Annotated in this window: 23 protein-coding genes and 3 pseudogenes; 8 read left to right on the top strand and 18 right to left on the bottom strand. The window is 45.5% G+C overall.

Annotated features, from left to right (window positions below; translation table 11 throughout):
- Positions 1–81: 81 nt before the first annotated feature.
- From YWE_RS0112815 to dps, 4 genes are all read right to left on the bottom strand, one after another.
- A complete protein-coding gene (locus YWE_RS0112815) occupies positions 82–1050 on the bottom strand; it encodes a TerC family protein (protein ID WP_029094901.1) in 969 nt (322 codons plus the stop codon).
- Between the two features lie 434 nt (positions 1051–1484).
- Positions 1485–2213 carry a class I SAM-dependent methyltransferase gene (locus YWE_RS0112810; protein ID WP_029094900.1) on the bottom strand — a complete coding sequence of 243 codons (729 nt, stop codon included), beginning with the start codon at positions 2211–2213 and terminating at the stop codon, positions 1485–1487.
- 76 nt (positions 2214–2289) lie between these two features.
- Positions 2290–2847, bottom strand: a complete 558-nt coding sequence (locus tag YWE_RS0112805; protein WP_029094899.1) for a GNAT family N-acetyltransferase — start codon at positions 2845–2847, stop codon at positions 2290–2292.
- 151 nt (positions 2848–2998) lie between these two features.
- Positions 2999–3502, bottom strand: coding sequence for a DNA starvation/stationary phase protection protein Dps (dps, locus tag YWE_RS0112800; RefSeq protein WP_029094898.1), 504 nt, complete (start codon positions 3500–3502; stop codon positions 2999–3001).
- 595 nt (positions 3503–4097) lie between these two features.
- On the opposite strand from dps, the pseudogene focA reads away from it, so the two are divergent.
- A pseudogene (gene focA, locus YWE_RS27240) lies at positions 4098–4952 on the top strand (formate transporter FocA); the annotation flags it as partial.
- A 195-nt stretch (positions 4953–5147) separates the two neighbouring features.
- Here focA and lysS read toward each other — a convergent pair.
- A complete protein-coding gene (gene lysS / locus YWE_RS0112790) occupies positions 5148–6671 on the bottom strand; it encodes a lysine--tRNA ligase (protein WP_029094897.1) in 1524 nt (507 codons plus the stop codon).
- Between the two features lie 15 nt (positions 6672–6686).
- Positions 6687–7785 (bottom strand): peptide chain release factor 2 gene (gene prfB, locus YWE_RS0112785; RefSeq protein ID WP_099044284.1). Its coding sequence is split into 2 segments (ribosomal slippage): positions 6687–7709 and positions 7711–7785, totalling 1098 coding nucleotides; the frame shifts between segments, so codons are not numbered across the junction.
- 782 nt (positions 7786–8567) lie between these two features.
- On the opposite strand from prfB, the gene YWE_RS0112780 reads away from it, so the two are divergent.
- Positions 8568–10586 carry an LTA synthase family protein gene (locus tag YWE_RS0112780; protein WP_029094895.1) on the top strand — a complete coding sequence of 673 codons (2019 nt, stop codon included), beginning with the start codon at positions 8568–8570 and terminating at the stop codon, positions 10584–10586.
- 45 nt (positions 10587–10631) lie between these two features.
- Here the strand turns inward: YWE_RS0112780 and YWE_RS27235 are convergent, their stop codons facing one another.
- On the bottom strand, positions 10632–10865 hold the full coding sequence (locus YWE_RS27235; protein ID WP_051323325.1) for a helix-turn-helix domain-containing protein: 234 nt from the start codon (positions 10863–10865) through the stop codon (positions 10632–10634).
- Between the two features lie 24 nt (positions 10866–10889).
- Between YWE_RS27235 and YWE_RS31920 the strand changes: the two are divergent.
- From YWE_RS31920 to hpaC, 3 genes and pseudogenes are all read left to right on the top strand, one after another.
- Positions 10890–10988: pseudogene (locus YWE_RS31920) on the top strand (hypothetical protein); the annotation flags it as partial.
- A gap of 27 nt (positions 10989–11015) precedes the next feature.
- Positions 11016–11273: pseudogene (locus YWE_RS0112770) on the top strand (4-hydroxyphenylacetate 3-hydroxylase C-terminal domain-containing protein); the annotation flags it as partial.
- 18 nt (positions 11274–11291) lie between these two features.
- Positions 11292–11804 (top strand): 4-hydroxyphenylacetate 3-monooxygenase, reductase component, encoded by a 513-nt coding sequence (hpaC, locus tag YWE_RS0112765; RefSeq protein WP_029094893.1) that lies wholly within the window; start codon positions 11292–11294, stop codon positions 11802–11804.
- 73 nt (positions 11805–11877) lie between these two features.
- On the opposite strand, the gene recJ is transcribed toward hpaC, so the two are convergent.
- From recJ to YWE_RS0112745, 4 genes are all read right to left on the bottom strand, one after another.
- A complete protein-coding gene (gene recJ, locus YWE_RS0112760) occupies positions 11878–13608 on the bottom strand; it encodes a single-stranded-DNA-specific exonuclease RecJ (RefSeq protein ID WP_029094892.1) in 1731 nt (576 codons plus the stop codon).
- A gap of 92 nt (positions 13609–13700) precedes the next feature.
- Positions 13701–14438, bottom strand: a complete 738-nt coding sequence (dsbC, locus tag YWE_RS0112755) for a bifunctional protein-disulfide isomerase/oxidoreductase DsbC (protein WP_029094891.1) — start codon at positions 14436–14438, stop codon at positions 13701–13703.
- Between the two features lie 53 nt (positions 14439–14491).
- Complete coding sequence (gene xerD / locus YWE_RS0112750) at positions 14492–15391, bottom strand: site-specific tyrosine recombinase XerD (protein ID WP_029094890.1); 900 nt, start codon at positions 15389–15391, stop codon at positions 14492–14494.
- A 54-nt stretch (positions 15392–15445) separates the two neighbouring features.
- On the bottom strand, positions 15446–16405 hold the full coding sequence (locus tag YWE_RS0112745; protein WP_029094889.1) for a D-2-hydroxyacid dehydrogenase family protein: 960 nt from the start codon (positions 16403–16405) through the stop codon (positions 15446–15448).
- A 337-nt stretch (positions 16406–16742) separates the two neighbouring features.
- On the opposite strand from YWE_RS0112745, the gene fldB reads away from it, so the two are divergent.
- Both fldB and YWE_RS0112735 read left to right on the top strand, forming a co-directional pair.
- Positions 16743–17261, top strand: a complete 519-nt coding sequence (fldB, locus tag YWE_RS0112740; RefSeq protein ID WP_029094888.1) for a flavodoxin FldB — start codon at positions 16743–16745, stop codon at positions 17259–17261.
- Between the two features lie 19 nt (positions 17262–17280).
- Complete coding sequence (locus YWE_RS0112735; protein WP_029094887.1) at positions 17281–17553, top strand: hypothetical protein; 273 nt, start codon at positions 17281–17283, stop codon at positions 17551–17553.
- 39 nt (positions 17554–17592) lie between these two features.
- Here YWE_RS0112735 and creD read toward each other — a convergent pair whose 3' ends face one another.
- The 5 genes from creD to sdhE all read right to left on the bottom strand — a co-directional run bounded on the left by creD (position 17593) and on the right by sdhE (position 22249).
- Entirely contained in the window at positions 17593–19275 is a 1683-nt protein-coding gene (gene creD / locus YWE_RS27225; RefSeq protein WP_029094886.1) for a cell envelope integrity protein CreD, read from the bottom strand.
- Between the two features lie 132 nt (positions 19276–19407).
- Complete coding sequence (gene creC, locus YWE_RS0112725; RefSeq protein WP_029094885.1) at positions 19408–20832, bottom strand: two-component system sensor histidine kinase CreC; 1425 nt, start codon at positions 20830–20832, stop codon at positions 19408–19410.
- A complete protein-coding gene (creB, locus tag YWE_RS0112720; RefSeq protein WP_029094884.1) occupies positions 20832–21509 on the bottom strand; it encodes a two-component system response regulator CreB in 678 nt (225 codons plus the stop codon). The genes creC and creB overlap by 1 nt, the downstream gene beginning before the upstream one ends.
- A gap of 85 nt (positions 21510–21594) precedes the next feature.
- Positions 21595–22011: a protein YgfX gene (locus YWE_RS0112715; RefSeq protein ID WP_029094883.1), complete on the bottom strand. Its 417-nt coding sequence runs from the start codon at positions 22009–22011 to the stop codon at positions 21595–21597.
- Positions 21986–22249, bottom strand: a complete 264-nt coding sequence (sdhE, locus tag YWE_RS0112710) for an FAD assembly factor SdhE (RefSeq protein ID WP_029094882.1) — start codon at positions 22247–22249, stop codon at positions 21986–21988. Before sdhE ends, YWE_RS0112715 begins: the two co-directional genes overlap by 26 nt.
- 376 nt (positions 22250–22625) lie before the next feature.
- On the opposite strand from sdhE, the gene ygfZ reads away from it, so the two are divergent.
- Complete coding sequence (gene ygfZ / locus YWE_RS0112705; protein ID WP_029094881.1) at positions 22626–23624, top strand: tRNA-modifying protein YgfZ; 999 nt, start codon at positions 22626–22628, stop codon at positions 23622–23624.
- Between the two features lie 101 nt (positions 23625–23725).
- Here ygfZ and trhA read toward each other — a convergent pair whose 3' ends face one another.
- Complete coding sequence (gene trhA, locus YWE_RS0112700; protein WP_029094880.1) at positions 23726–24373, bottom strand: PAQR family membrane homeostasis protein TrhA; 648 nt, start codon at positions 24371–24373, stop codon at positions 23726–23728.
- Positions 24374–24605: 232 nt separating this feature from the next.
- Positions 24606–26024, bottom strand: a complete 1419-nt coding sequence (locus YWE_RS0112695; protein ID WP_029094879.1) for an alanine/glycine:cation symporter family protein — start codon at positions 26022–26024, stop codon at positions 24606–24608.
- Between the last annotated feature and the right edge of the window lie 68 nt (positions 26025–26092).

Raw genomic sequence — 26092 nt, 5'->3', positions numbered from 1 at the left:
AGTGGCTTTTTGTATGGCGACAACGCCGGCTAGTTATCTGGGTTAAATAACATCACCGTTGATATCTTTCCTAACATTGCGTTATAGCTTACCTGCCTTTTTATCTGCCTGACGATTAACCCAAACGTTAATCCCTAAGGTGATGGCTAAAATACTCCCCACGGTACCCAAAGAGTAAGCTACCGGGATATGGTAAAAATCAACAATCAGCATTTTTATACCAATAAACACTAAAATGACGGCTAAACCATACTTAAGCATTGAGAAACGTTCAGCAACGTTTACCAATAAAAAGTACATCGCCCTAAGCCCTAAGATGGCAAACAGATTAGATGTCAGAACGATAAAAGGATCGGTGGTCACAGCAAAGATAGCCGGAATACTATCAACGGCAAAAATAACGTCACTGATTTCAACCAGAATCAATACTAAAAACAGTGGAGTGGCATACAGAAGGCCATTCTGACGAACAAAGAAACGCTCTCCGTCAATACGGTCTGTCATTCTAATGTGACCACGAATCCACTTAATTAATGGTTTTTCGCCAATATCACCACCATCATCGTTGGCAAATGCCATTTTAATACCGGTAAACAGCAAAAATGCGCCGAATACATAAAGTAACCATTCAAACTCAGTTATCAGCCAGCTACCGCCAAAAATCATAATGGCCCGCAGAACGATCGCACCTAATACGCCATAAACTAATACTCTGCGTTGTAGGGCAACCGGCACGGCAAAATAACTAAACAGCATCAACCAGACAAAAACGTTATCGACGGCCAGCGCTTTCTCAATTAAGTAACCGGTTAAAAAGGCCAGGGCCTGAGTGTCAGCCACCTGTTGTCCGGCGGTCCCTTTCAGGTACCACCATAAACCGAAGTTAAACAGTAGAGATAAACTTACCCAGACGATTGACCAGACGGCTGCCTGGCGAAATGACATTGCGCCACCCTGTTTCTTTCCCTGACCTAGCAGATCGATAAGTAGCATAATAACAACGATAACGGTAAAGCTGCCCCACAGCAGGGGATTACCAATAGAATTCATTCAGGAGTCTCCTTCAATTTTTGCTGCCTTCGCTACCTCAGTAAAAGGTGACATACCCTTCACAAATCATAGTTCAGCCAGTCAAAAACCTAATCTTCAGACATAAAAAAACGGCCAACGTCGGAAGACGCGACCGCTAATTTAGTTAGCTATAAGCGCACCTCGCCTTCCGGCAAGATCTCACTTACAACCCAAGGTTGCTCGGTAACCGGATGCATATGCGTGCATCGTACTGACGATTAGCCGACAACGAAGTTACTCCTCTTTGCAGACTGCAAAAATACGTTAAATTCGTGGAGCTCGTCAACCATAATTTTACTTATTTACAGAATAAAATGTCACAATATTCTAATGTACTAGTTTCATGCATTAATTAGAGACGTCCGAACTGATATCCGCATCATTCAGTTAACAAATATATTCCCGGCTGTTAGTTACTTTCTGGCAGAAAGTAAAAATATCATCGGCCGTTCTTTTTCTTCGTCCAACGCCGGAGTATCCACTATCTGCTGAGGCGTTGGCCCCCACTCTTCAAGATGGCTAATAGTGAACCCTTGGTCAATCAACAAATTGATATATGTACCCAGCATGCGGTGCTGCTTCACTACCCCCTCAGCTAGCCAATGAGTAATCCGTTGACCTTCAGCCTGATAGTTGTTTACCGGCCATGACTTTTGCCCCTGCGCATCAACTATCCATCCCTGATGTTTGGGCGCAGTGAAAATTGGGTGCTCGGCTGAGAATACCAAGTACCCTCCGGAAACCAATGAGTTATAAATCGTTTTTAACAGTTGTGGTAAGTTGACGATATAGTGTAATGCCAGCGAGCTGTAAGCTAAGTCATAGCTATTTTCAGCAAGTTCAAGTGACTCCAGATTGGCTAACCTATAGCTTATCGCCTCATCATGAGTCATGGATTTAGCTTTATTGAGCATCTTTTGTGACAGATCTAATCCCATAACTTCAGCGGCTCCTTGCTCTCGGGCACTACGGCAAAACCAACCATAACCACAGCCTAAGTCAATCACCCTCAAGCCTTTCAGGTCAGGAAGCATCTTTTTGATAGCCGGCCACTCAGGTGCTCCGTTTAGCCCGTCGACCGATCGACTAAGCTGGGCATAACCATCAAAAAAAGTCTGATCGTCATAAATATTCTGTGTCATTAGCAGTCCCTAAGATAAAAATTCTGCCGGGATAGTATGTGAAGAACCCGGAGTCAGGCATACAACCAAACGGATGTTACCCCGCTGATTTGTCTGACGGTGAATAATAATAGATATTCTGGTCTAAAAAACGCTGGCCGATCTTCTCACCCTGCGGTTCCAGATGGTGAAAATAAAAGCCTAATCGTTGGGCAAGGCGGTTGCTGCGGGGATTTTCTACCGAACATTTTATAATAAAGGTTTTTAGCTCACCTTCTTTTGCATACCAGTCAACCAGAGCAGAAACGGCATTATAGGCAACACTTTTGCCCTCAAAGGCGGAAGCAATCCAATAGCCAATAACCGCTTCATCACCATCAATGGTATTAAAGCCTACAATTCCTGCAATTTTACCATCCCAGCGAATGACATAAACCGCTGAAGTCCCCTGAGCGAATAGCTGGCGGTTCTGTTTAATGGTATTCAAAGTATCATTCTGGTGTCGAACTGACATCGGCCAGGGAAGCGTCTGACTTAAACGCTGCTGCTCTGACTGAACTAAGGTAAAAATATCCGGAGCATCAGCCTCATCTTGAATACGCAAATGTAAGTGCGGCGGACGATAAAGTTCAATATATTTAGACAGCTGCTTCATTATTTCACCTACAGAGTACCCATGAAGTTTTTATATTAATTGAGCTCAACTTAAAATCAATAAATATCCTTCTGATCATTCAGGTCGTTGCCATAATAAAAAAGCCCCTGGTATAAATACCAGGGGCTTTCTGTTTAGTGATAGAGAAATATTAAGCTAATTGAGCTTCCATAAACCATAGGAATTTATCTAAATCACGGGAAGCTGCGGTAAACATATCAGCAACGTCTTCATCTTGCGCCTCAACAATGGCTTTACGCAATTCGTTTGCCACCACAGCATAACGATCGGCCAACGCAACCAAATGGTCTTTAACCGTATAGATATCGGTTGGATACGCTTTTAACGTTGTGGTAACGGCTACCGCTTGTAATGTACCCATCGCGGTACCGCCAAACTGAACAACGCGTTCTGCAAAGGTATCCTGATGGTCTAACAGCGCGGTACGGAAACCATCAATCATTTCGTGCACGCTGATAAAGTTTGCACCTTTCATATTCCAGTGCGCTTGTTTAGTTATCAAAGCCAAATCGGCAAATTGAGCAACCATATAGTTTAATGCTTTAATGGAGGAAAGTTTTACGCTCTCATCTACATCATTACGTGTAAATGCTAATTTAGAATCTTTGGTTTTTAATGATTTAATTGTGCTCATTGTCCATTTCCTCATATTTATTTCACATTAACGTTATTCTTTAACTGCGTTCATTATAGCAGCCTAAAATAATATTGCAGATAGTAATAACCTATCATAGACATAGGTTATTACAACCATTGAAAATTAATTCCTTCACGATATTAAAAACCAGTCTTATTTAACCTAAAATAACAGATGAAAACGCTTATCAATATATTTAACCACAACAAATATAAATAAGAATCATTTATAATTTTGTCAGCAATGATCGTCACTTATGACAAACCGACACTAAGTCACTTTGGACTAAATATCAAAAAATAATAGTTATCAGTCAGTTAAAAATATCAAAATTATAAAAATCTCTGGCATGAAATATGCTTAGTTAACGGTAGTTATGGTGTTCTTACCCACGGAGAAAGGCTGAATATCATCAAAACCGCAGGCTTCAGCTTCTGACGTTAAGCCACCTACGCTCTGATAGATTTTCGACACTGGCGACAATACTCGTCAATACCCTATACATGCCCGTTGCCGTATAGCCTATATTTGTCTCACTGAACTCAGGTCGGCAGCAGTCAACGTAATAATCGATAACTAAGAGAGTACCATTATGGATAATAATTCGAATAGTGTTAGCTGCTTCTCAGCCCCTGAAATGGCCAAAATAGCTGAAGATGCAGGGGTGTATAAAACTAACAAACCTATAGCTCAAACCTATGTTTCATCAATACTCGCCGGCCTGTTTATATCCATTGCCTTTGTCTTCTATATTACAGCCACTACCGGCACTGCCGATGCCCCCTATGGATGGGCTAAATTTTTAGGCGGTGCCTGCTTCTCTCTGGGACTGATGCTCGTTGTCGCCTGCGGCGTAGACTTATTTACTTCAACAATTTTGACCTGCGTAGCCAAGGCCAGCGGCAGAATTACCTTAGGGCAAATGTTAGCAAACTGGTTTAACGTTTATATCGGTAATTTTATTGGCGCACTGCTGTTAGTCGCCATCATATGGTTAGCCGGACAGCATGATGCCGCTAACGGACAGTGGGGCCTGAACGTACTGAATACGGCCAATTATAAACTCCACCATACTTTTATTCAGGCTATTTTTTTGGGTCTGATGGCTAACCTGATGGTATGTCTGGCCGTTTGGATGAACTATGCAGGCAAAAGCCTGATGGACAAAATGTTTATACTTATCCTGCCGATCGCCATGTTTGTGGCCAGCGGCTTTGAGCATAGCATCGCCAATATGTACATGATTCCAATGGGATTGATGATTAAAAACTTTGCCGAACCTGAGTTCTGGTTGGCAATTAATATGACGCCGGATAACTTTGCCGATCTGACCTTTAGCAACTTTGTGGCCCACAACCTGCTGCCGGTCACTATCGGTAACATCCTTGGCGGGCTTCTGGTAGGTTTGCCTTTTTGGTTTATGCACCTAAAAAACAAAAGTGGACACAAAGCATCACCATCACCGGCAATTCTCGCCAATACGCATACTGAAGTGGTTGCTGAAAATCAATCAACGTCCAGCGCTGCATAGAAATTTTTCAGGTACCGCTGCTAGTAAAAAGGGCTAAATACCGTGTTTTTTATTCCTCATAAAAAAGGAGCCGCGATATTTATCACGACTCCTTTTTTCTACTGATTAAGATTACTTAACCGGGCGCATTGCCGGGAACAGGATCACATCACGAATAGTGTGACTGTTAGTAAACAGCATCACCATGCGGTCAATACCGATACCTAAACCAGCGGTCGGTGGTAAACCGTGTTCCAGTGCGGTGATATAGTCCTCATCATAGAACATCGCCTCATCATCACCGGCATCCTTCTGATTGACCTGCTCAGCAAAGCGCTCAGCCTGATCTTCTGCGTCATTCAACTCAGAGAAGCCGTTACCGATTTCACGCCCGCCGATAAAGAACTCAAAACGATCGGTAATAAACGGATTGTCATCATTACGGCGCGCCAGTGGGGACACTTCTGCCGGATACTCAGTAATAAAGGTAGGCTGGATCAAATGACTCTCAGCAGTCTCTTCAAATATTTCACATTGAATACGGCCTAAGCCCCAGCTCTTCTCAATTTTAATACCAATAGATTGAGCAATCGCTTTGGCTTTTTCCATATCATCCAGATCGGCAACGTTAGTTTCCGGACGATAGTGACAGATGGCTTCTTTCATCGTCATTTTGGTAAAAGGCTTACCAAAATCAAAAGTCTGATCGCCATACTCAACCGTTGATGAACCCAATACATCGGTAGTCAATGTGCGGAACAAGTCTTCAGTCAGAGCAATCAGGTCTTTATAATCGGCATAAGCCATATAAAGCTCAATCATGGTAAATTCTGGATTGTGGCGCGGAGAAACCCCTTCATTACGGAAGTTACGGTTAATCTCGAATACCCGTTCAAAACCACCGACCACCAAGCGCTTCAAATAAAGCTCCGGGGCAATACGCAGATACATATCAATATCCAGCGCATTATGATGAGTCACAAACGGGCGAGCCGTTGCGCCGCCGGGAATGACCTGCATCATTGGCGTTTCAACTTCCATAAAGTCACGTTGAACCATAAAGTTGCGGATGGCGGCCATGATTTTAGAGCGAATAACAAATGTCCGGCGAGAATCGTCGTTGGTGATCAGATCCAAATAGCGCTGGCGATAGCGGGTTTCCTGATCGGCTAAGCCGTGGAATTTGTCCGGCAGCGGACGTAATGCTTTGGTTAACAGACGTACTTCATGACAGTGAACCGAGAGTTCTCCGGTCTTAGTTCTGAACAGTCGGCCACGGGCAGCAATTACATCACCAAGATCCCATTTCTTAAACTGTTCGTTATAAATACCTTCCGGTAAATCATCACGAGAAACATAAATCTGAATGCGGCCGCCGACATCCTGCAGAGTAGCAAACGATGCTTTACCCATAATACGGCGGGTCATCATTCTACCGGCAATCGCCACTTCAATACCTAAAGCGTCAAGCTGCTCTTTATCTTTATCACCATACAGGCTGTGTAACTTGTCAGCGGTGATATCACGGCGAAAATCATTCGGGAACGGATTTCCCTGCTCACGCAGCGCTGCTAATTTTTCACGGCGGGACTGTAGTTCATTATTTAATTCCGCGGCCGATTCAGCTAAATCGTGTTCTTTCGGTTGCTCAGACATTTCTGTTCTATCCTTTTATAGCCCAGCTTTTAAGCTTGCTTCAATAAATCTATCCAGGTCGCCATCTAATACGGCCTGCGTATTACGAGTTTCAACACCGGTACGTAAGTCTTTAATTCGCGAGTCATCCAGTACATAAGAGCGAATCTGGCTACCCCAGCCGATGTCAGATTTGTTATCTTCCATCATCTGTTTATCCGCATTTTTCTTTTGCATCTCATACTCATACAGCTTGGCTTTTAGCTGACGCATAGCCTGATCTCTATTTTTATGCTGTGAGCGATCGTTCTGGCATTGAACCACAATATTGGTTGGCATATGGGTTATACGCACCGCAGATTCAGTTTTATTGACGTGCTGGCCACCGGCACCGGAAGCACGATAAACATCAATACGTAGATCCGCCGGATTGATATCAATATCAATATCATCATCGACTTCTGGGTAAATAAACGCTGAACTAAAAGAGGTGTGGCGACGGCCACCGGAATCAAACGGACTTTTACGCACCAGGCGATGAACGCCAGTTTCAGTACGTAACCAGCCGTATGCATATTCACCAATAACCCTGATAGTGGCAGACTTAGTACCGGCTACGTCACCATCAGACTCTTCAATCATCTCGGTCTTAAAGCCTTTATCTTCGGCCCAGCGTAAATACATACGAACCAGCATGCTGGCCCAATCCTGAGCCTCGGTTCCGCCGGAACCGGCTTGGATATCGATATAACAATTAGCGCTGTCATATTCACCGGAGAACATACGGCGGAACTCAAGCTGAGACAGCTTAGCCTCAAGTCCGTTTAGTTCTTCGATAGTTTCATTAAAAGTATCTTCGTCGTCTTCTTCAACGGCTAATTCCAGAAGACCAGTAACATCATCTAAACCTTGTTCCATCTGATCGATAGTTTCTACAATGGCTTCAAGGGAAGAACGTTCTTTACCAAGGGCCTGAGCGCGCTCAGGCTCATTCCAGACATCGGGCTGTTCCAGCTCCGCATTGACTTCTTCTAAACGTTCTTTCTTGGCATCATAGTCAAAGATACCCCCTCAGAACCGATGTCCGTTCAGACAGGTCCTGAATTTGATTTTTTAGCGGATTAATTTCAAACATGGTTTAGCGTTTACCGTTTTATGTCGTTATAGATTGACAGGATTTCATTATAAACCAGCAATTCTAGCGGATCCGAGCGGCAGAATATAGCTTGTTAGCCGGGTTTTTTACCTGCATTTCTCCCTAACAGCCAGATTACTTTTGGAAAAACTGATTCACTGTCCATCCGGTCAATAAAATAGGTAGTAGCTATTGTTATCAGCACAAATATTAAAGATAATTAATTACACGCTAATCTTGCATTGCATTTAGCTATTGAATATGTGGTTTATAGTGGGAAATATAACCCGTTGTTTATCCATATCGCTCAGTGAATCATTTGAAACTGTTATGGACTGGTGATGGAACCAAAAAATATCAAAAAAATCGCAATTATCCGCAGAAATGGATTTGGAGATTTCATCTGTGCAGTCCCTCTGATAAAGCATATAGAAAATAGCTACCCTGATGCAGAGATTAACTAAACTACTTGAAAGTCATCGTTGTTTATAGTGCAATTAATTCAGCTTTGGCTAACATAGCCAACAATGTTCATAAACAAAGCCGTTTAACGTTATTATCTCGCAATCAGGATAAAATAAAGGACGGATTATAGAGCTACACCAATCCCTTGATATAGGCTCTTAGATATACCTTATCAGTAATTTTCCTTTAGCTAACGATTTTTACAGAGACCTTTAAGAACCAAGTTTGCCTTGAAAACAATGCTATTCAAAAATAATAAAGTTAAAAAGTCACCTCATTTCATTAACAGTAACTCATTAGTTTTACGGAAAAATATTATGTGGTTCCCCAGATTTAAGCAGGCGTTCTGTGCGTTAACGCTCCCATGGATATTAGCCGTTATAATACAGCTCGCCGCCAGAGCATACCTCCTTTGGTATTATGGCTCCGATGAGGTATTGGCCGGATTATCTGCCGATGTAAAACGAATGTTCTGGATTGGCGGACTATTCGATATTCGCGTCGCCAGCTTACTTTTTGTCCCTTGCCTGCTGATAGCCGGAATACTCGCCATCAATAAAACCAGCTTTACCGTGTGGCAACGCTTCTGGCCGCTGTTAGCAACCATACTCAGCCTATTTATCACCACCATGGCCGTAGGTAATATTTTTTACTATGCCACCTATGAACGGGCGATCGATATCTTTGTTTTCGGTCTGATAGATGATGACACTGTCGCTGTACTGAAGACCCTGTGGAGTGACTATCCGGTCATTCGCGGCATACTTTGTCTGGTGGCGTTTGCCATTATCCTGTTTAAAATTTATCGACGCTGGCAGCATCAATTAAATGTCCGGCCATTACGCCCAGCCGGACCGTTAGTTTCCGTTATCTTAACGCTGGTTATACTGTCCGTTGGCTTTGTCGGCATGCGCGGTTCGGTCGGCACCTTCCCGCTTAGGCAGTCAGATGCTCAAATTTCGGAAGTGAAATTATTAAATATGCTGACGCCTAATGGTCCAATCGCTTTCTCTTGGGCTTACAAAGCCTATCGGGAATATGGCCACTTTCCACAAGCGCCTGATAATCAAGGTTCCGAGTTATTAAGCCGTTTTCTAGATAATCCTACGCCTGCCGGGCTGGCGCCATTTATGGCAACGACTGCCAGTAATCCAATCGCCAGAAGTCAGCCACCAAATGTCGTTTTTGCCGTTATGGAAAGCATGGGTTACTACCTTCAAAGCTACGATCGCCCGGACCGAGATCTGTTCGGTGCTTTGAGAAGCCACTGGCAAACAGACTGGCGGTTCAAGCGGTTTATTGCTGAAGGTAACGGCACAATTGACAGCCTGAGCCGGTTCTTTGTTCGCAGCCCGCATAATAACATTAGCCAGTCCACTGCCCAGTTTACTGACTTTGCCAGCAATATGTTTAAGCCTTATCTGGCTAACGGCTATAAGGTTATTTTTGTTACTTCAGGCAACGGTTCATGGCGTAATCTGAATCAGTTTTTGCCTCATTTAGGCGTCAGTGAATTCATTGAGCAAAATGGCTTAAAATCACGTTATCCGGAAGCGCAGGCAGGCACATGGGGTGTCCCCGATGAATTTATGTTCCGTTTTATCGAAGACCGTTTAGCTCAGGCAGAAAAAGAGGGGGAACATGTATTTATTATGTCAATGTCGACCACTCATCATCCGCCTTATAAAACGCCGGACAGCTATAAAAAAACGGAGATAACGCTGTCTGAAGCTGAACAAAATCGATTGAGTAATCTGGCTAACGGTGGAGAGGAACTACAGGAAGTATTCCATACGCTGCGTTATACCAACGATCAATTAGGCCAGTTTATCAGTTGGATAAAATCTCAGCCATTGGGCGAACATACCATTATTGCCGTTACCGGTGACCATAATATTAGAGGTATTGGTTACCCCAATGCTAATGAACTGGCCATCAGCCATGCGGTTCCGTTCTACCTGTACGTTCCGCAGGCTTATCGTCAGAACAGCCATTTTGATGAGCAACGAGTAGGAAGCCATAAAGACATCTGGCCAACGCTATATCAGCTTAGCCTGTCAGACACGCCGTACTACAGAATGGGATGCAATCTGTTAGCGGGAAATCTGGATGACAACTGGTGCCAGGGATATAACCCTGAAGTTGTGATTACGCCGTCAGGGGCTTATACCTTAATTGGTAAAGGAGAGTTCCATCCATGGACTGGAAAAGAAGGGCTGCTTTTGGCTAATCCTCAGCCTATGACCTCAAAACAGACCAAATTGCTTAACCGCTGGCAAGCATTTACCCCATTGCTATCTTGGCAGTTAAACCGACAGGTTCACGGTCTGAAATAACCTACAGCCGGATAATAGCGAGAAACGCCTCCCGCTATTATCCGGTTATTCATTAATACCCTCGCCGTTTATATCACCGATAGCGGTAAGCTGTTCCAGCAATATCATCAGCTCAGCCAATTTTTCACTGGATAAATGCGGTTCAATTAGCTGGTAACCAATCTCAATATGTTCTCTGGCGTGTTGATACACCTCCTTCCCTTTTTCGGTTAAAGATTCGTGGGGTTTGCGCCGATCGTTAAGAGGTTTAATACGGATAATAAGTTCATTACCGTCCATTCGGGAAACATCCGGAATGGACCAGCATGGCGTAACCTTTTCTGGTCTTTAAACGATGCTATGTCGGCTGAAGCGAAAGAGTGGCGAAATGGAGCTATACTTCCAGATTCAGCCGCGATTCAAACGGTAGTGACATATTAAATGCATCAGGTATTAAAGCTGATATGGGATGCGATTAGCCGCAAGTTTGGCGGCCGCCAAGAACTGTATGAAATTAACTATGCGGGCAGTCAGGATAAAGTGCGCTTGCAATGCCTGCAGCATGCACAAAATTCTGGCTCAATGAAACAAATGATGGAGATGGTTGATCGCGACCTCTCCGACTATGATATTAACGGCTGGACAGTTCCGCACCTGACCAACCCGGATGATATCAATGTACTCAGCCAGATATTAAAACAGCCTTAATCAAACGGGGAATCCGCTATGTCGATTGAAAACCAGCATCGCCTACGCTTTCGCGATGCTATGGCCAGCCTGTCCGCTGCCGTAAATATCGTAACCACTAACGGCGCTGCGGGTCGCTGTGGAATAACTGCGACTGCCGTTTGCTCCGTGACCGATTCACCGCCCACGTTACTGGTGTGTATTAATCAAAACAGCGCAATGAACGGCGTATTCCAGACCAACGGTAATCTGTGCGTCAACGTGCTTAATCACCAACAGGAACAGATGGCCCGCCATTTTGCCGGTATGACCGATGTTTGCATGGAAGAGCGCTTCTCGCTCGGCGGTTGGTCTGAGGGCGAGCTCAAGCAGCCGATATTAAATCAGAGCCTCGCCTGCTTGGAAGGTGAAATTCAGCAGGTACAGCAAATCGGCTCTCACAACGTCTATTTAGTTGAGATTAAAACCATCAACCTGAGCGATGACGGCCAAGGGCTTATCTACTTTAAACGCTGTTTTCATCCGGTAGCTGATATGAAAGTACCGGCATAAGGCGATTGTCCGTCAGGCAAAAATAGAGGGGCCAATTTATGGCCCCTCGGCATTCATACTCTGTCGTTATCTATTATTTAGCCCAGATATGCTGAATCATCAGTTGTACACTGCGGTTGCCGCGAAACTCGTTAATATCCAGCTTATAGGCGATGGTGGCCTCTTTTATACTGGCATCCGGCCATTGGGTTGTGTCAATATTAAACGCAATACCGTCAATCATCGCCCCGCCGCCAACCGGTTCTACCATCAGTTTAAGATGACGTTCACCGACTAACCGCTGCTGTAAAATTCTGAAGTGGCCGTCAAAAACAGGCTCAGGAAATGCCTGTCCCCACGGGCCGCCGTTGCGCAGCTGCTCTGCGGTATCCAGCGTTAGCATGGCGTTTTCCAGTTCACCGTCCGTCCAGATAATGCCTTCCAGTGCGGAAGGATCCAGCCATTCACCAATCAGATCGCCAAAACGCTGCTGAAACTCATCAAAACGCTCGGCTTCTATTGATAATCCGGCAGCCATAGCATGGCCGCCAAAACGTAAGATTAAACCGGGATTTAACGTATCCAGACGCTCCAGCGCATCACGCAGGTGTAATCCGGCAATAGACCGGCCAGAGCCTTTTAAAATCCCATCACCGGCCGGAGCAAAAGCAATCACCGGGCGATAAAAACGCTCTTTAATTCGCGAGGCCAAAATACCCACCACGCCCTGATGCCATTCGGGATGGTAAATAGCCAGACCGTAAGGCAAAGCCTCCTCGCTCTTTTCCAACTGTTCGCATAATACCAGCGCCTCGACCTGCATCCCCTGCTCTATTTCCCGGCGGGTATGATTTAGCGCGTCCAGATCGCTGGCCAAAGCACGTGCCTGAGCAATATCTTCACACAGCAATAAACCGACACCGATTGACATATCATCCAGCCGACCGGCAGCATTTAACCGAGGTCCGAGCGAAAAGCCAAGATCGTTAGCCGTTAGCTGCTTGGCATCACGGTTAGATATTTCTAACAGCGCCCGAATGCCGGCCCGACACTGCCCGGCACGAATACGGTTAAGCCCCTGATGAACCAGAATGCGATTATTGGCATCCAGAGGAACCACGTCAGCAACGGTACCCAGAGCGACTAAATCCAGATGTTCCGCCAAATTAGGCTCGACAACGCCATGCTGTTCAAACCATTTATCCTGGCGCAGTCGAGCTCTTAACGCTAACATCAGATAAAACGCGACGCCGACGCCAGCCAGTGATTTAGACGGGAAATCACAGCCGGTTAGATTCGGATTAATAATCGCTTCGGCATCCGGTAATGTATCTCCCGGTAAATGGTGGTCGGTAACCAATACCTGAATACCTTTGGCATGAGCGGTATCTACCCCGGCATGAGAAGAAATCCCGTTATCCACCGTCACGATAAGCTCAGCCCCAAGCTTAGCCGCTTGCTCAACCACTTCAGGACTCAGGCCGTAACCATCTTCAAACCGATTAGGCACCAGATAATTGACCCGAGAAAAACCCATACTGCGCAAAGACAATATGGTCAGAGCCGTACTGGTGGCGCCGTCTGCGTCAAAATCACCCACTATCACGATATTGCGGTTTTCAGCTAAAGCAGAAACCAGCAAATCAACGCCTTGAGAAATACCATCAAGCTGTTGATATCCAAGCAAGCCTTTCGCCCCTTTCTCCAACTGGCTGGCTTCGGTCACCCCGCGGGATGCGTAAAGATTGCGCAGAAGAGGGGATATGGTCTGTGGCAGATAGCTGCTGTCTACCTGAGGACGACGACGTAACTGGGTTTTATTCATAATAGTTGGAGAGAATACTAAATAGTGGGATCAGAAGAAATAAAACCTGCAAACGAGCCAAATGCCCGTTCGCAGGCCATCAAAACAGTCAGTTACTTAACCGCACCGCTGCTCTTATGCGCGGCATAAGCATCTAAAGTCGCCTTTAGATCGCTTGGTGCACTGTAACCAGACAGAACTGTTGCGCCATCGACAACGATGGCTGGCGTTCCCTGAATACCGAATAGCGTACCCAACTCATAATGGCGTCTTAAATTGATATCACAGGTGGCTGGCTTGATCGCTTTACCGGCAATCGCATCGTCAAAAGCTTCCATGCGATTAGGCGCACACCAGATAGAGGTCATTTGCTTTTCAGCATCAGAATCCGGTCCCTGACGAGGAAAAGCCAGATAGCGAACGGTAATGCCTAAATCGTTATAGCCCTTTATTTCTTTGTGCAGCTTAGTGCAATAACCACAGGTGATATCAGTGAAAACGGTCACTGAATATTTTTCCTGCGGGGCTTTATAGACAATCATTTCATCTTTCAGCGCTTCTAATCGCTTAGATAAGATCGGCCCCAACAGTTCAGAGGTAGCATTAACCGGCATAGGTCCGCTGATATCATATAGCGGCCCTTGCAAAATATGTTTACCATCGCTGGAAACATACAGCACGCCGCCTTCAGTCAGTACCGTTTGTAAACCTGCAATCGGCGACGGAAGAATATCAATTTGCGTTGCACCAATTTTTTGTTGCAGTGCTTGCTTAATCGCAGCATCGTCAGCCTGAGCAAAAGAGGTGAACGCACCTAACACCAGCGTCAACAGCATTAAACCTTTTTTCATTATTTATCCTTTGGAGTGTGAGTCCGTTCTATCGTAGATCTGAACACCACCGGTCAAGCTCGCGGATGATGTTGTTGATGTAATTGTTTCAGTCGTTCTGTCGCCACGTGAGTATAAATCTGGGTGGTAGACAAATCACTATGGCCTAATAGCATTTGTACGACACGCAAATCGGCCCCATGGTTCAATAAATGAGTCGCAAACGCGTGACGTAACACGTGAGGCGAGAGCGCTTCGCTATCAATCCCCGCCAGTAAAGCATAATGTTTGATACGGTGCCAGAAAGTCTGACGAGTCATTTTTTGGCTGCGTTTACTCGGGAACAGGATGTCCAGTGTAACACCATTGAGCAACCACGGGCGGCCGTGTTCAATATATTGCTCCAGCCAGTAAACCGCTTCTTCACCTAAGGGAACCAAACGCTCTTTATCCCCCTTACCAATAGCTCTGACCACGCCCTGACGCAGGCTAACGTCGCTCATGGTCAGGCCGATAAGTTCTGAAACCCGCAGGCCGGTGGCATACAAAACTTCCAGCATAGCCTTATCTCTGAGCTCTAACGGGTCTTCAACTAATGGCGTTTGCAGCAAATTCTCAACCTGTTTTTCAGTCAAGTCTTTAGGCAGCCGTTGAGGCAGTTTAGGTGATGACAGCAATGCAGAGGGATCGTCCGTGCGGATTTTTTCCCGATAAAGATATTGAAACAGGCGGCGCATGGCGCTGAGTAACCGGGCTGAGCTGGCGGCTTTATAGCCGCCGTCAATCCGTTCGCCCAAAAAGGACTGTAAATCGATAGCCTGTGCATTTTCAAGATTCAGATCGTGAGCCGTTAACCACTCGACTAACGCTTTCAAATCTAACCGATAGGAAGCCAGCGTATTTTCCGCCAGATTTCTCTCCAGCCAAAGCGCATCGAGAAATTGTTCAATCACCGCCAGATTATCTTGTGACACAGGGCCCCCACAGGCTACAGACAATATTTACAGATTCCCCTTAATGATACCCGTTTAACCTAGTCGACGCACAGGTGAACCGGAAATAAACGCCTCGATATCTTCCACCGCTTCACGGAAGTATCCCTGATAGTTCTTATCGGCGACATACCCCAAGTGAGGAGTGGCCAGCACATTAGGTAACGTCCGAAAGATATCATTCTCAGGCAGCGGTTCAACATCAAACACATCAATACCGGCACCGGCAATACGGCCATGCACAAGAGCATCAATCAAAGCGCTACGATCGATAATAGCGGCTCTGGATGTATTAATCAGATAGGCGCTAGGCTTCATTTGCTCAAACTCAGCCGCACCGATTAAGCCTCTGGAGCGATCGCCCAGCACTAAATGTATAGAGACAAAATCACTGCTTTCTAATAATGCTTGCTTAGAGCTGGCCAGCGTAACCCCGACTTCATCCGCCGTTTCCTGAGTCAGATTTTGGCTCCATGCCGTAACCTCCATACCAAATGCCTGAGCAACGCGGGCAACTTTACGGCCTATCTTACCCAAGCCCAACAGCCCAAGTCGTTTGCCGTGAAGCGTCACGCCAACGCTGCTCTGCCAAGGGCCATTAGCCCGTAACGCATTATTTTCTGGCACAATATGACGCGCTAAGCCAAGCAGTAATGCCCAGGTGAGTTCCATCGGCGCTTCAGAGCCACTGGCCGTTCCACAAACGGTTACGCCCTGAGCCGTCGCGGCTTTTAAATCAATCGACGCATTTCTCATACCGGACGTAATAAGCAGTTTTAATTTTGGTAGTTTTGCTAACAGTTCGGCAGTAAATGGCGTGCGTTCACGCATAATAATCACGATTTCGCTGTCTTTTATTTCATCTACAAGCTGATTTTGATCGCTGAAATAGCGGGAAAGCGTGCGGACTTCAACCCGGTCCTGAAGAACCGACCAGTCTGCCATAGATAGGGCTGCGTTCTGGTAATCATCGAGAATGACACATTTCAACTTCATATAAGGGATCCCTTTAATATCAAGAACAAATATTCAGAAATGAGCGAGCTCAAAAGAGCTTACTGTAAGCAGCTTAAAAAACATATACCCAAAATAATTCAAGTTGCATCGCGGCGGCAAGGCAACGAGCCCCGATGAGCTTATTCAAGTAAGTGATTCGGGTGAGCGAGTGCAGCCAACAAAGATGCAGCATGAAGTATGACGGTATAACGCTGTTCTTATTTTAAGTGAGCAATATCAGTAAAAACAGCGTCAGATAATGTGCGCATTGCCACCATTTATCTTTACTCTGATATACTTGCCACACTTAACTATCAGCAATAAAGCGACATACACCATGAAAATCGGCCTATTTTATGGTTCCAGCACCTGCTATACCGAAATGGCAGCAGAAAAAATCCGCGATACCCTCGGTGAAGAATTAGTGGTTTTACACAATATCAAAGACGACTCAGTCAGCTTAATGGAAGAGTATCCGATACTTATTCTAGGCATCCCGACGTGGGATTTTGGTGAGCTGCAAGAAGACTGGGAGAACGTTTGGGATTCATTGCTCACTCTGGATCTGAAAGATAAGATTGTCGCGCTATATGGTATGGGTGACCAGGATGGTTATAGTGAATGGTTTCTTGATGCGTTAGGCATGCTGCACGACCATATTAAGCCTCTTGGCGTAAAGTTTGTCGGCTTCTGGCCAACCGAAGGTTATACCTTCACCAGTCCTAAAGCCGTCAGCGCCGACGGTATGCAGTTTGTCGGTTTAGCGCTAGATGAAGTTGTCCAGTATGACCTTAGTGAACAGCGGATTGAAACCTGGTGTGAACAGATTTTATTAGAGATGCAGGATTTGTTGTGAATTTTGGACATAGCCTGAGATGAAGATAACTTTACCTGACTGGTACGATGATTTATTTGAATTCGAGTGTGAATCTAAAGGCTGTGTATTGAATCTTACAGTGACTGTTTATGGTCAGGAACTGCAGTTTGATTTTTATGATATCACCCGGTTTATTCAAACAGCTAAAGATGAGGTAGAGAGATCGGATTACTACAATACCAATAACCTCGTTATTCTAGATAAAGTAACCAGAGAAAATATCATCGGCTACTTAAATTCCCTCAATGTTAAACCGGAAGCTCAATGCTAGAGCCTCCGGTTGATTAATTAGCCTACAAATTTAGGCTCACTACTTCCAAAGACGGTACTTACGGCGCTCCAGACTATCATCATCGCCATCGTTTATAGATTCATCAATCGAGTTTTCACCTTCAGAGTCAGAACGCTGGCTTGCTTCTTTTTCCGTTACAGAATCGGTGCCAGTGGATGATAAATTTGTCGAACTATCGGATACCGGTGCAGTTGGTGCAGTTGGTACAGTTGGTGCAGTTGGTGCAGTTGGTGCAGTTGGTGCAGTTGGTGCAGTTGGTGCAGTTGGTGCAGTTGGTGCAGTTGGTGCAGTTGGTGCAGTTGGTGCAGTTGGTGCAGTTGGTGCAGTTGGTGCAGTTGGTGCAGTTGGTGCAGTTGGTGCAGTTGGTGCAGTAACTTTGTACCAGTCTAAACGGCGAGTCAATGTCATCACCACCGCCAGTACGACAAACAGCAGAACAGAGCCTAACAACAAAGCATTATCATCCGATTGCAGCAATATATATAACACGCCATACAATGCCAGTAGCCCTGCGGCAAAGGCAACTCCGCGTAAAACGCCTTTCAAGACCGCAGTTAAATAGAAACCGATTAACCCGCTACAGCTGAGGGCCGCAATACCATAAGCCCAGGCAAATCCGATACGTTCAGAGAAAGCCAGTAAAATAATGTAGAACACCATCAGCGCCGCCGCCACCAGCAGATATTGCATCGGGTGGATAGACAGTGACTTCAACATTTCAAACAGGAAGAAAGCAACAAAAGTCAGGCTGATAAATAACACCGCATACTTTACAGTGCGGGTATTCAACTGGTAATGATCAACGGTTTCAATAAAGCTGGTACTGAACGTCGGTATCTCTGAAGAAACCGATGTGTATTCCGAATATCTCGACCGGCTTTCGTTCATATCCCTGAAGCTATACTGATTAAAATTATTATTAATATTGTTAGAGAGCCAACTGCTTTTCCAGCTTGCGGTAAACCCCTTCTCATTAACGCTGCGCTTTTGCGGCAGGAACTTACCTAAGAAATTAGGATCGGCCCAGTTGCTGGTCATGGTTAATTCAGAGGTTCGCCCTACCGGCATAAAGTTTAGCTTAGCGGTGCCCTGCAAAGAGAGGTCAAACTCAATGATCACCGGCTGGTTTAACCCCAATAAACTATCAGGAATTTCTGCGTGCATGCCTTGAGGAAAACTATCAGAGCCGGTGCCTGCTTCGAAAGCAACTTTCTGCTGATTGATATTTAGCTCAGGCGTACTCGTGATACCTCGGGAATCCGATAACGCCAAAATAAGATAAGGCTTACCGTAGATCTTAGCACCATTATTACCATAGCCAACCGCATCAAAAACGGCTTTAAAATGGCTATCACCCTGATAGACCTGAGTCTGATAAATACCTATTTTTCTTGGTTCAACGTTTACATTGGCATCAATAACTAAGCTTTCAGGTAAAATATGCAACTTACCTTCAACGAGTTTAGTGGTAGAAATGCCTTGTCCGTCAGTCTGGACAACGGTTTCTGTATATGGCAGTACCAGAACAGGACCAACAATAGTTTGCGCACCGCTGGTACCATCCTCGACCCGCTGAATAACGCTTTGTTGATATTCATTACGTGAATCAATCAGATCCAACACCATACTAATAGGAATCAGCATCAATATGGTGAGCCCTAACAGGATGAATACTTTCCAAAACAGCGTTGATTTGAACATCGCTTAACACTCCATTTCCATGATTGGCGATAGAGTAGTCAGGCTAAGTGAACGGATGATGTTGTTGTGTGAAGGCTATGTGAAGTTAGATAATTAGCCGGTGATTATGTGAGGTCATCCCCAAAAGCTTGGCTAGCCCTTTACCGGTAGAATGAAAATTGCTTTAGCACCGCCCTGCTCACCGTTTAATAAGCTGATCGATCCCTGATGGATCAGAGCCACTTCCCGAACAAAACTAAGACCAAGCCCGGTACTTTTCGCTTTACTGGGGCGAGGAAGCGAGTAAAAACGGTCAAATACTTTATCCAGCGCATAGTCCGGTAACCCGGGGCCGGTATCGGCAACAATAATCCGATAGTGGTTATCAATAAACTCACCGACAACAGAGATTTCCCCCTGCTCCGGCGTAAAATCTAATGCGTTATCCAACAGATTACCAAACGCCTGCTCAAGCAACAGCTTATCGCCACGAACCATGGCAGGCGCATCAATCTTACTGGTCAGTGTGATTTTACACTGGGTAAGCTGAGCCTCTTTGGCTTCAATAACGCTATTCAACACTTCAGATAAATCAACCGGAGAAAGCTCCTGACGAACTCGGCTTTCAACCTGAGCCTGCTGTAACATGCGATCGACTAATAGCTGTAAACGTTCATTTTGCTGTTTGATGTTATTAATAAAGCGTAAAGCAACCGGCCGGGGGGGCATTTCCTGCAATATTTCCGCAGCCCCGCGAATTGCAGCCAGCGGGCTTTTTAACTCATGGGTCAGGGTATGAACATAGTTTTCAATATAGTCTTTGCCTTCCAGCTTAATGCGCATGCTCTCAAGCGCATTCGCCAGGCTGACCAGCTCAGGGCTATCCATTTTAGGTAACGCCACATTTTTGCCATCTGCTACTTCACTGGCATAGCGAACCAGACGGGAGATAGAGCGGTTAATCCACCACAGGAACACGGCACCAATTAATAGCGTAATGCCCAATAGAATCACGGCGGCAATTTCGATTCGTCGCTCACCCCGGCTGATAACCGGCTGCATCGTCTGATTGGGCTTAGATACCGTCAAAGAGCCGATGATTTTACCGTTAGACTTGATCGGCGCCGCCACATACATAACGGAGCTACTTTCATCATCCGGGTTAGTCCGGGTGCTTCGGGCGCCATATTTACCCCTGAGCGTCAAATAAACATCATTCCAGCGGGAATAGTCCTGCCCTACGGCCTCGCCGCTGGAATCAAAAATAACGATGCCTTTACTGTTAGTGATATAAACCCGATATTCCATCCGGTTCTTAACAATATTGTCTATTTTTGCCCCCAAAGGAGCACTGTTGATATCGGAGAACGCCCGCGAGATATAGCCGCGGGATAAGTTATTATTACGCAGGTCTTGTTCAGCTATCTGGGCCAAAATGTGCGCGGTATCAACCAGCATGCCTTCTGTTGCACGACGAACGCCCGGCTTCACTTCCTGAACAAAGATATTCATGATGAAGTAGGCTGCCACACCGACAATCAAACAAAAGCCAAGTAATAACCTGAAACCGATCTTCATCAGCTAAGGCTCAAACTATAACCAAGGCCGCGATGGGTCTGAATCGGATTGGTTTCACCAGAGATAGCTCTGAGTTTGGCGCGGACCGTTTTAATATGGGTATCTACAGTTCGGTCGAGGCTCTCTTCTGCATATTGCCAGACCAAATCCATAAGCTGCTGTCGGGAAAAGACCCGGCCCGGTGATTTAATCAGGGTTTTTAGCAATAGGAATTCGTAGCGGGTAAGCAGTAGATTTTGCCCGTGAAAAGTAATAGTCGCGCCTTCTTCATCAAGACCAAATACGCCAAAGGTAGGAGTCAACCGTTGCTGTTTTTCTAAACGGCGTAAAATAGTACGCACTCTGGCGCTTACTTCACGTGGAGAGAACGGCTTCGCAATATAGTCATCGGCCCCAATTTCCAGCCCGACGATTCTATCCAGCTCTTCACTGCGGGCGGTTAAAAAAATCAAAGGTAAATCGGCGGCCTGAGCCAACATTCTGCGGCACAGCTCAAAACCATTAATATCCGGAAGACCTACATCAAGAATAGCCAAGGCCGGGCGAGTCTGATTCAGAGCGGCTAATGCGGGTTCGCCACGTTCGAACCAAGTGACGTCGAAGCCGTCAGTTTCTAACGTATAAATAAGCGTATCGGCAATGCTCGCCTCATCTTCTACCAGCCAAATTAATGACATATTCTTACCTGTCTCTCCATAAAGTAGGTGCCGTCCCATAAAACAGGCCGCGTCTCATAGCTAGAACCTGATTCCACTGTTGATATTACGTCTTATTTCGTTGCAGTAAATGAAAACGTAAACTTCTCCATGCCTCAGCATCCATACTGTCAATCGCCAGCCACATACGCTGCCGACGTTTAGTCGAGGTTGAAATTAGATTGAGCAGAATACCGCGTTTGAAAATCATGGGATTACCTTTAATTGCCCATTCATCACGGCGCCACTGAATATTAAAGCTATTAAGCAGCACTATTTCACCCTGCATGCGCCTGATTTGCCGCTGGCTGCGTAAGCTGTCAAAAATAACTAAGGTGACTAAAAATAGCCAAAGCGGCCAATATCCCTGAGACCATGGCGACAGTAAAATGAGCAAGATTAAAGCGCCATGTATCAATAATGAAAGGCACTGAGTTTTCCATGAAACCCTAAGGTGGCTATGCCAGAGAACTACGTTCTGCATTTCGTTTCTGTATCATTTTAATCATTTTGTGTAGGCCTTCATCTTCAGGCGTTGCCTGATTCATCAGCCAGTTATAAAGCTGAGGATCATCACACTCCAACAGACGAACAAACAATTGCTTATCTTCATCAGATAATTCGTCATAGTCGGTTTCGAAAAATGGCATGAAAGCAATGTCTAGCTCACGCATTCCGCGACGACATGCCCAGTGGACACGGTTTTTATTCTTAATATCCATTACGGTACATACCCATATCACTTATCAAGATGTGTAGAGTAACAATTTGACACAGTTTTTGAAAAGGCAATAGCTAAAACTTAGCTCAATTTTTTCAGAAAGCTCAATATTGTTCACTAAAATATGTCAAATATGCGATTTATCATTAAATAAGTTGCGCAATATACCCCAGTTTTCACAGAATTATTCTGTTATGCCCTAAATATAGTGGAGCACACTCACTTTCCGGCTAAAACTCGATGAATATTGTATTGCAGTCCGTTATTGTTAAGTAAACTATGTATTATGTAATGGTCCCGGTAAACCGCACCTGGCTATTGATTGTTCACAGAGTCATAACTGAACTGTGTATTATCCCATTTATGTTGGAGTACTCATGGCTTATATATCCCCGTTACCCTCTCAGTTAGCAAGCCCTTCATCTGACTTACCGGTCACGCTGATATCCCTCGATGATTGGGCCTTAGTAACGCTGAGCGGAGAAGACAAGAGTAAGTATTTACAGGGGCAGTTGAGTTGCGATATGAATGCCCTTCAACCAGAACACCATCAAATGGCGGCTCATTGTGAAGCCAAAGGCAAAATGTGGAGCGCAGTGCGCCTGTTCCACTACGGTGATGACTTAGCTTATATACAGCGGGCCAGCCTGTGCGATAACCAGCTGACTGAAATAAAGAAATATGCTGTTTTTTCTAAAATCACTTTCCAACGCCAGAATACTGCCCTGTTGTTAGGCGTTGCCGGTCGTAACGCCCGGGCCGCACTGGCGTCACTGTTTCCGTCACTACCGGATGCAGAGACTACCGTCGTTCAGCATGGACAAACCTGCATTCTTCACCTGTCGCTGCCGACTGAACGATTTTTACTGGTAACCGTTCAGGATGAAGCCAACCGTATCTATTCGGCTTTATTAGGTAAAGCCGCACTCAATGACAGCCGTCAGTGGCTGGCGCTGGATATTGAAGCAGGAATTCCGGTTATTGATGCAGCAACCAGCGGTCAGTTAATTCCACAGGCGACTAACCTTCAGGCACTGGATGCCATCAGCTTTACCAAGGGCTGCTATAGCGGCCAGGAAATGATTGCCCGAGCCAAATATCGCGGAGCTAATAAACGTGCGATGTACTGGTTAGCTGGAAAAGCTCTCAGCTTACCGGCTGCGGGTGATGAACTGGAACTTCAGCTAGGGGAAAACTGGCGCCGTACCGGCAGCGTATTAGCCGCAGTGCAGTTAACAGAGAATACTATTTGGGTTCAGGCCGTGCTAAATAATGATCTTGAGGCGGATACGGTTTTACGAGTCAGAGATGACGCAACCAGTCGCCTGACTATTCAAAAGCTACCATACTCACTGGATGACTCAAGTAAAGACTAACTAAGAATCAATATACTGTGTAGGTTTCGTCCGCCAAAATCAGCGGACGAAACGGCTATTTATCAACAATACCTTCATGACTTTTCTACTAGTGCTACCAATTACCCAACGTATAAGTAGATAGCCAAAAAGTGGCATATGCTGCCCCCCAGAACGAAACCGTGCCAAATAGCATGGTTATAGGGAATGCGCTTATTGACGTAAAAAATAACCCCAAGGCTATAGATGATCCCACCGACAGCCAGCAGCCAGACGGCGCCAAGGGATAACTTTATAGCCATCTGATAAACCACGATCAACGATAGCCAGCCCATACCCAGATAGGTCACCAGCGAAACCACTTTAAAACGGTGGGTAAAGGCCAGCTTAAAGATGACCCCCATCAATGCCAGACTCCAGATCACAATCATCAGCCCTTTGGCTAATGGCGATCCTAACCCGACCAGCAGGAATGGCGTATAGGTACCGGCAATCAATAAATAGATTGCACAGTGGTCAAACACCTTCAATCGGCGTTTGGCGCTTTGATTAGGAATGGCGTGATACAGCGTGGAGGCTAGAAACAGTAAAATAATGCTACCGCCATACAGACTATAGCTGGTAATAGCCAAAGAACCCGCCTCTTTACTGACAGCCTGAGTTAACAGTAATACCAGGCCAACAATACCCAGAATAAATCCGATACCATGACTGATACTATTCGCAATCTCTTCTGCTACAGAGTAGCCCTGTTTTGGTGATGCTGACATGCGCTCAACCTTTCTATATCAGATAACTCTCAGGTAACAACAACGTCCGTCGTTTAAATGCGGACTGACGAGAATAGATTAACTGAGATTTTTTTCAGTGTACACATGTAAGCTGAAATTTTTATATCATCGGTAGACAATCTTTCGCCAATAAATACCTGCGGGAAAGGTCGATACAAAAAAGCCCCGATATTCGGGGCTTTTCAGAATAGCTAACATCCAATTTTTTTGCTTAACGTCCGGCCTCTAACTCCGAATCCGGCACGCCGGTACCATAACCGGCCATTTTCCCGACATTAATAACAATCGGTGCAAGCAGCAGCAGTGCCGCCAGATTAGGCAATACCATCAGACCATTAAACATATCCGCCATTTTCCATACCAGCTCCACCTTAAACAGCGAAGCGGCAAAAATAAAGCAAATAGCCATTGCCTGATAAATCCGCACCACCGAAGTCGAATTAAACAGATAGCGGACATTGGTCTCGGCATAGTAATACCAGCCAATAATGGTGGTAAACGCAAAGAAGAACAGGGATGCTGAAATAAATATGCTACCAAAATGGCCAAATACATAGGTATAAGCCTGCTGAGTAACGGTAATTCCCTGACCGGTAAAAATACTCAGGAAAGATTCACCGACCCGACCGGTAGCATCCCACTCTTTCATACCTGAAGTTATAATAACCAGCGCAGTCACTGTGACGATCACGCACACAACAAATACGCCCATCATGGCAATAAAGCCCTGTTGCTCAGGTCTGGCAACCCGGGCAACCGCGTGAGCATGAGGCGTTGACCCCATACCGGCTTCATTAGCAAATAGGCCCCGGGCAATACCAAAACGCATCGCCTGCTGAATACCGATACCAACACCGCCACCGACCACGGCCTGAGGGTTAAATGCAGCGATGAAGATTGACTCGAAAGCCGGCCAAACATAGCTGTAATTCATCACCAGAATAGTAAAGGCGCCGATTAAATAGCAAATAGCCATAATCGGTACCACTTTCTCACTAAATGAGGCAATGCTGCGAATACCGCCAACAATAACGATGCCGGTAACGATAGCCAGAACAATGCCCATCACCCAGTTAGGTACGCCCAGTGAACTGTTGAAGGCAGAGGCAATGGCGTTAGACTGAACCATATTACCGATAAATCCTAAGGCAAAAATGATCAGCACTGCAAATACGCAGGCCAGCCATTTGCACTTCAGACCTTGTTCGATGTAATAAGCCGGCCCACCTACGGACTGACCATTTTTATCTTTAGTTCTGAACTTCTGAGCCAGAATGGCTTCAGCATAGATAGTCGACATGCCAAGAAAGGAAGAGACCCACATCCAGAAGATCGCCCCCGGTCCGCCGGCAAGAATTGCCGTGGCAGGTCCGGCAAGATTACCTGTACCTACCTGCCCTGCAATTGCAGTCGCCACGGCCTGAAACGAGCTCATACCGCTTTTATCTGCTTTATCACCTTTCAATGACATACCGCCAAACAGCGCTTTTAAACCGCTACCAAAATGGCGAACCTGTATAAATCCCAGACGAACAGTAAAATAAATTCCCGTACCACATAGTAAAAAAATTAATACATGGTCCCACAACAGGCTATTAACCTGATCGACCAATCCTTCAAATATTTCCATACCCAGTTCTCTTGATTATGTTGTGTGTTTGCTTGTTGTTTGCTTTAGTGCGTGCGTTATCGCACGTC

This window comes from Budvicia aquatica DSM 5075 = ATCC 35567, from assembly GCF_000427805.1.
Classification (GTDB): domain Bacteria; phylum Pseudomonadota; class Gammaproteobacteria; order Enterobacterales; family Enterobacteriaceae; genus Budvicia; species Budvicia aquatica.
This window is presented reverse-complemented; position numbering and strand designations above follow the sequence as displayed.

Bases quoted from the DNA above. Each gene is read 5' to 3' on its own strand.
- YWE_RS0112805 (WP_029094899.1), bottom strand. From the start codon at position 2,847: ATGAAGCAGCTGTCTAAATATATTGAACTTTATCGTCCGCCGCACTTA.
- creD (WP_029094886.1), bottom strand. From the start codon at position 19,275: ATGTTCAAATCAACGCTGTTTTGGAAAGTATTCATCCTGTTAGGGCTC.
- hpaC (WP_029094893.1), top strand. From the start codon at position 11,292: ATGTCGATTGAAAACCAGCATCGCCTACGCTTTCGCGATGCTATGGCC.
- sdhE (WP_029094882.1), bottom strand. From the start codon at position 22,249: ATGGATATTAAGAATAAAAACCGTGTCCACTGGGCATGTCGTCGCGGA.
- YWE_RS0112810 (WP_029094900.1), bottom strand. From the start codon at position 2,213: ATGACACAGAATATTTATGACGATCAGACTTTTTTTGATGGTTATGCC.
- ygfZ (WP_029094881.1), top strand. From the start codon at position 22,626: ATGGCTTATATATCCCCGTTACCCTCTCAGTTAGCAAGCCCTTCATCT.
- YWE_RS0112745 (WP_029094889.1), bottom strand. From the start codon at position 16,405: ATGAAGTTGAAATGTGTCATTCTCGATGATTACCAGAACGCAGCCCTA.
- YWE_RS0112695 (WP_029094879.1), bottom strand. From the start codon at position 26,024: ATGGAAATATTTGAAGGATTGGTCGATCAGGTTAATAGCCTGTTGTGG.
- dps (WP_029094898.1), bottom strand. From the start codon at position 3,502: ATGAGCACAATTAAATCATTAAAAACCAAAGATTCTAAATTAGCATTT.
- recJ (WP_029094892.1), bottom strand. From the start codon at position 13,608: ATGAATAAAACCCAGTTACGTCGTCGTCCTCAGGTAGACAGCAGCTAT.
- creC (WP_029094885.1), bottom strand. From the start codon at position 20,832: ATGAAGATCGGTTTCAGGTTATTACTTGGCTTTTGTTTGATTGTCGGT.
- YWE_RS0112735 (WP_029094887.1), top strand. From the start codon at position 17,281: ATGAAGATAACTTTACCTGACTGGTACGATGATTTATTTGAATTCGAG.
- creB (WP_029094884.1), bottom strand. From the start codon at position 21,509: ATGTCATTAATTTGGCTGGTAGAAGATGAGGCGAGCATTGCCGATACG.
- trhA (WP_029094880.1), bottom strand. From the start codon at position 24,373: ATGTCAGCATCACCAAAACAGGGCTACTCTGTAGCAGAAGAGATTGCG.
- YWE_RS0112780 (WP_029094895.1), top strand. From the start codon at position 8,568: ATGTGGTTCCCCAGATTTAAGCAGGCGTTCTGTGCGTTAACGCTCCCA.
- YWE_RS0112815 (WP_029094901.1), bottom strand. From the start codon at position 1,050: ATGAATTCTATTGGTAATCCCCTGCTGTGGGGCAGCTTTACCGTTATC.
- fldB (WP_029094888.1), top strand. From the start codon at position 16,743: ATGAAAATCGGCCTATTTTATGGTTCCAGCACCTGCTATACCGAAATG.
- dsbC (WP_029094891.1), bottom strand. From the start codon at position 14,438: ATGAAAAAAGGTTTAATGCTGTTGACGCTGGTGTTAGGTGCGTTCACC.
- lysS (WP_029094897.1), bottom strand. From the start codon at position 6,671: ATGTCTGAGCAACCGAAAGAACACGATTTAGCTGAATCGGCCGCGGAA.
- YWE_RS27235 (WP_051323325.1), bottom strand. From the start codon at position 10,865: ATGGACGGTAATGAACTTATTATCCGTATTAAACCTCTTAACGATCGG.
- YWE_RS0112715 (WP_029094883.1), bottom strand. From the start codon at position 22,011: ATGCAGAACGTAGTTCTCTGGCATAGCCACCTTAGGGTTTCATGGAAA.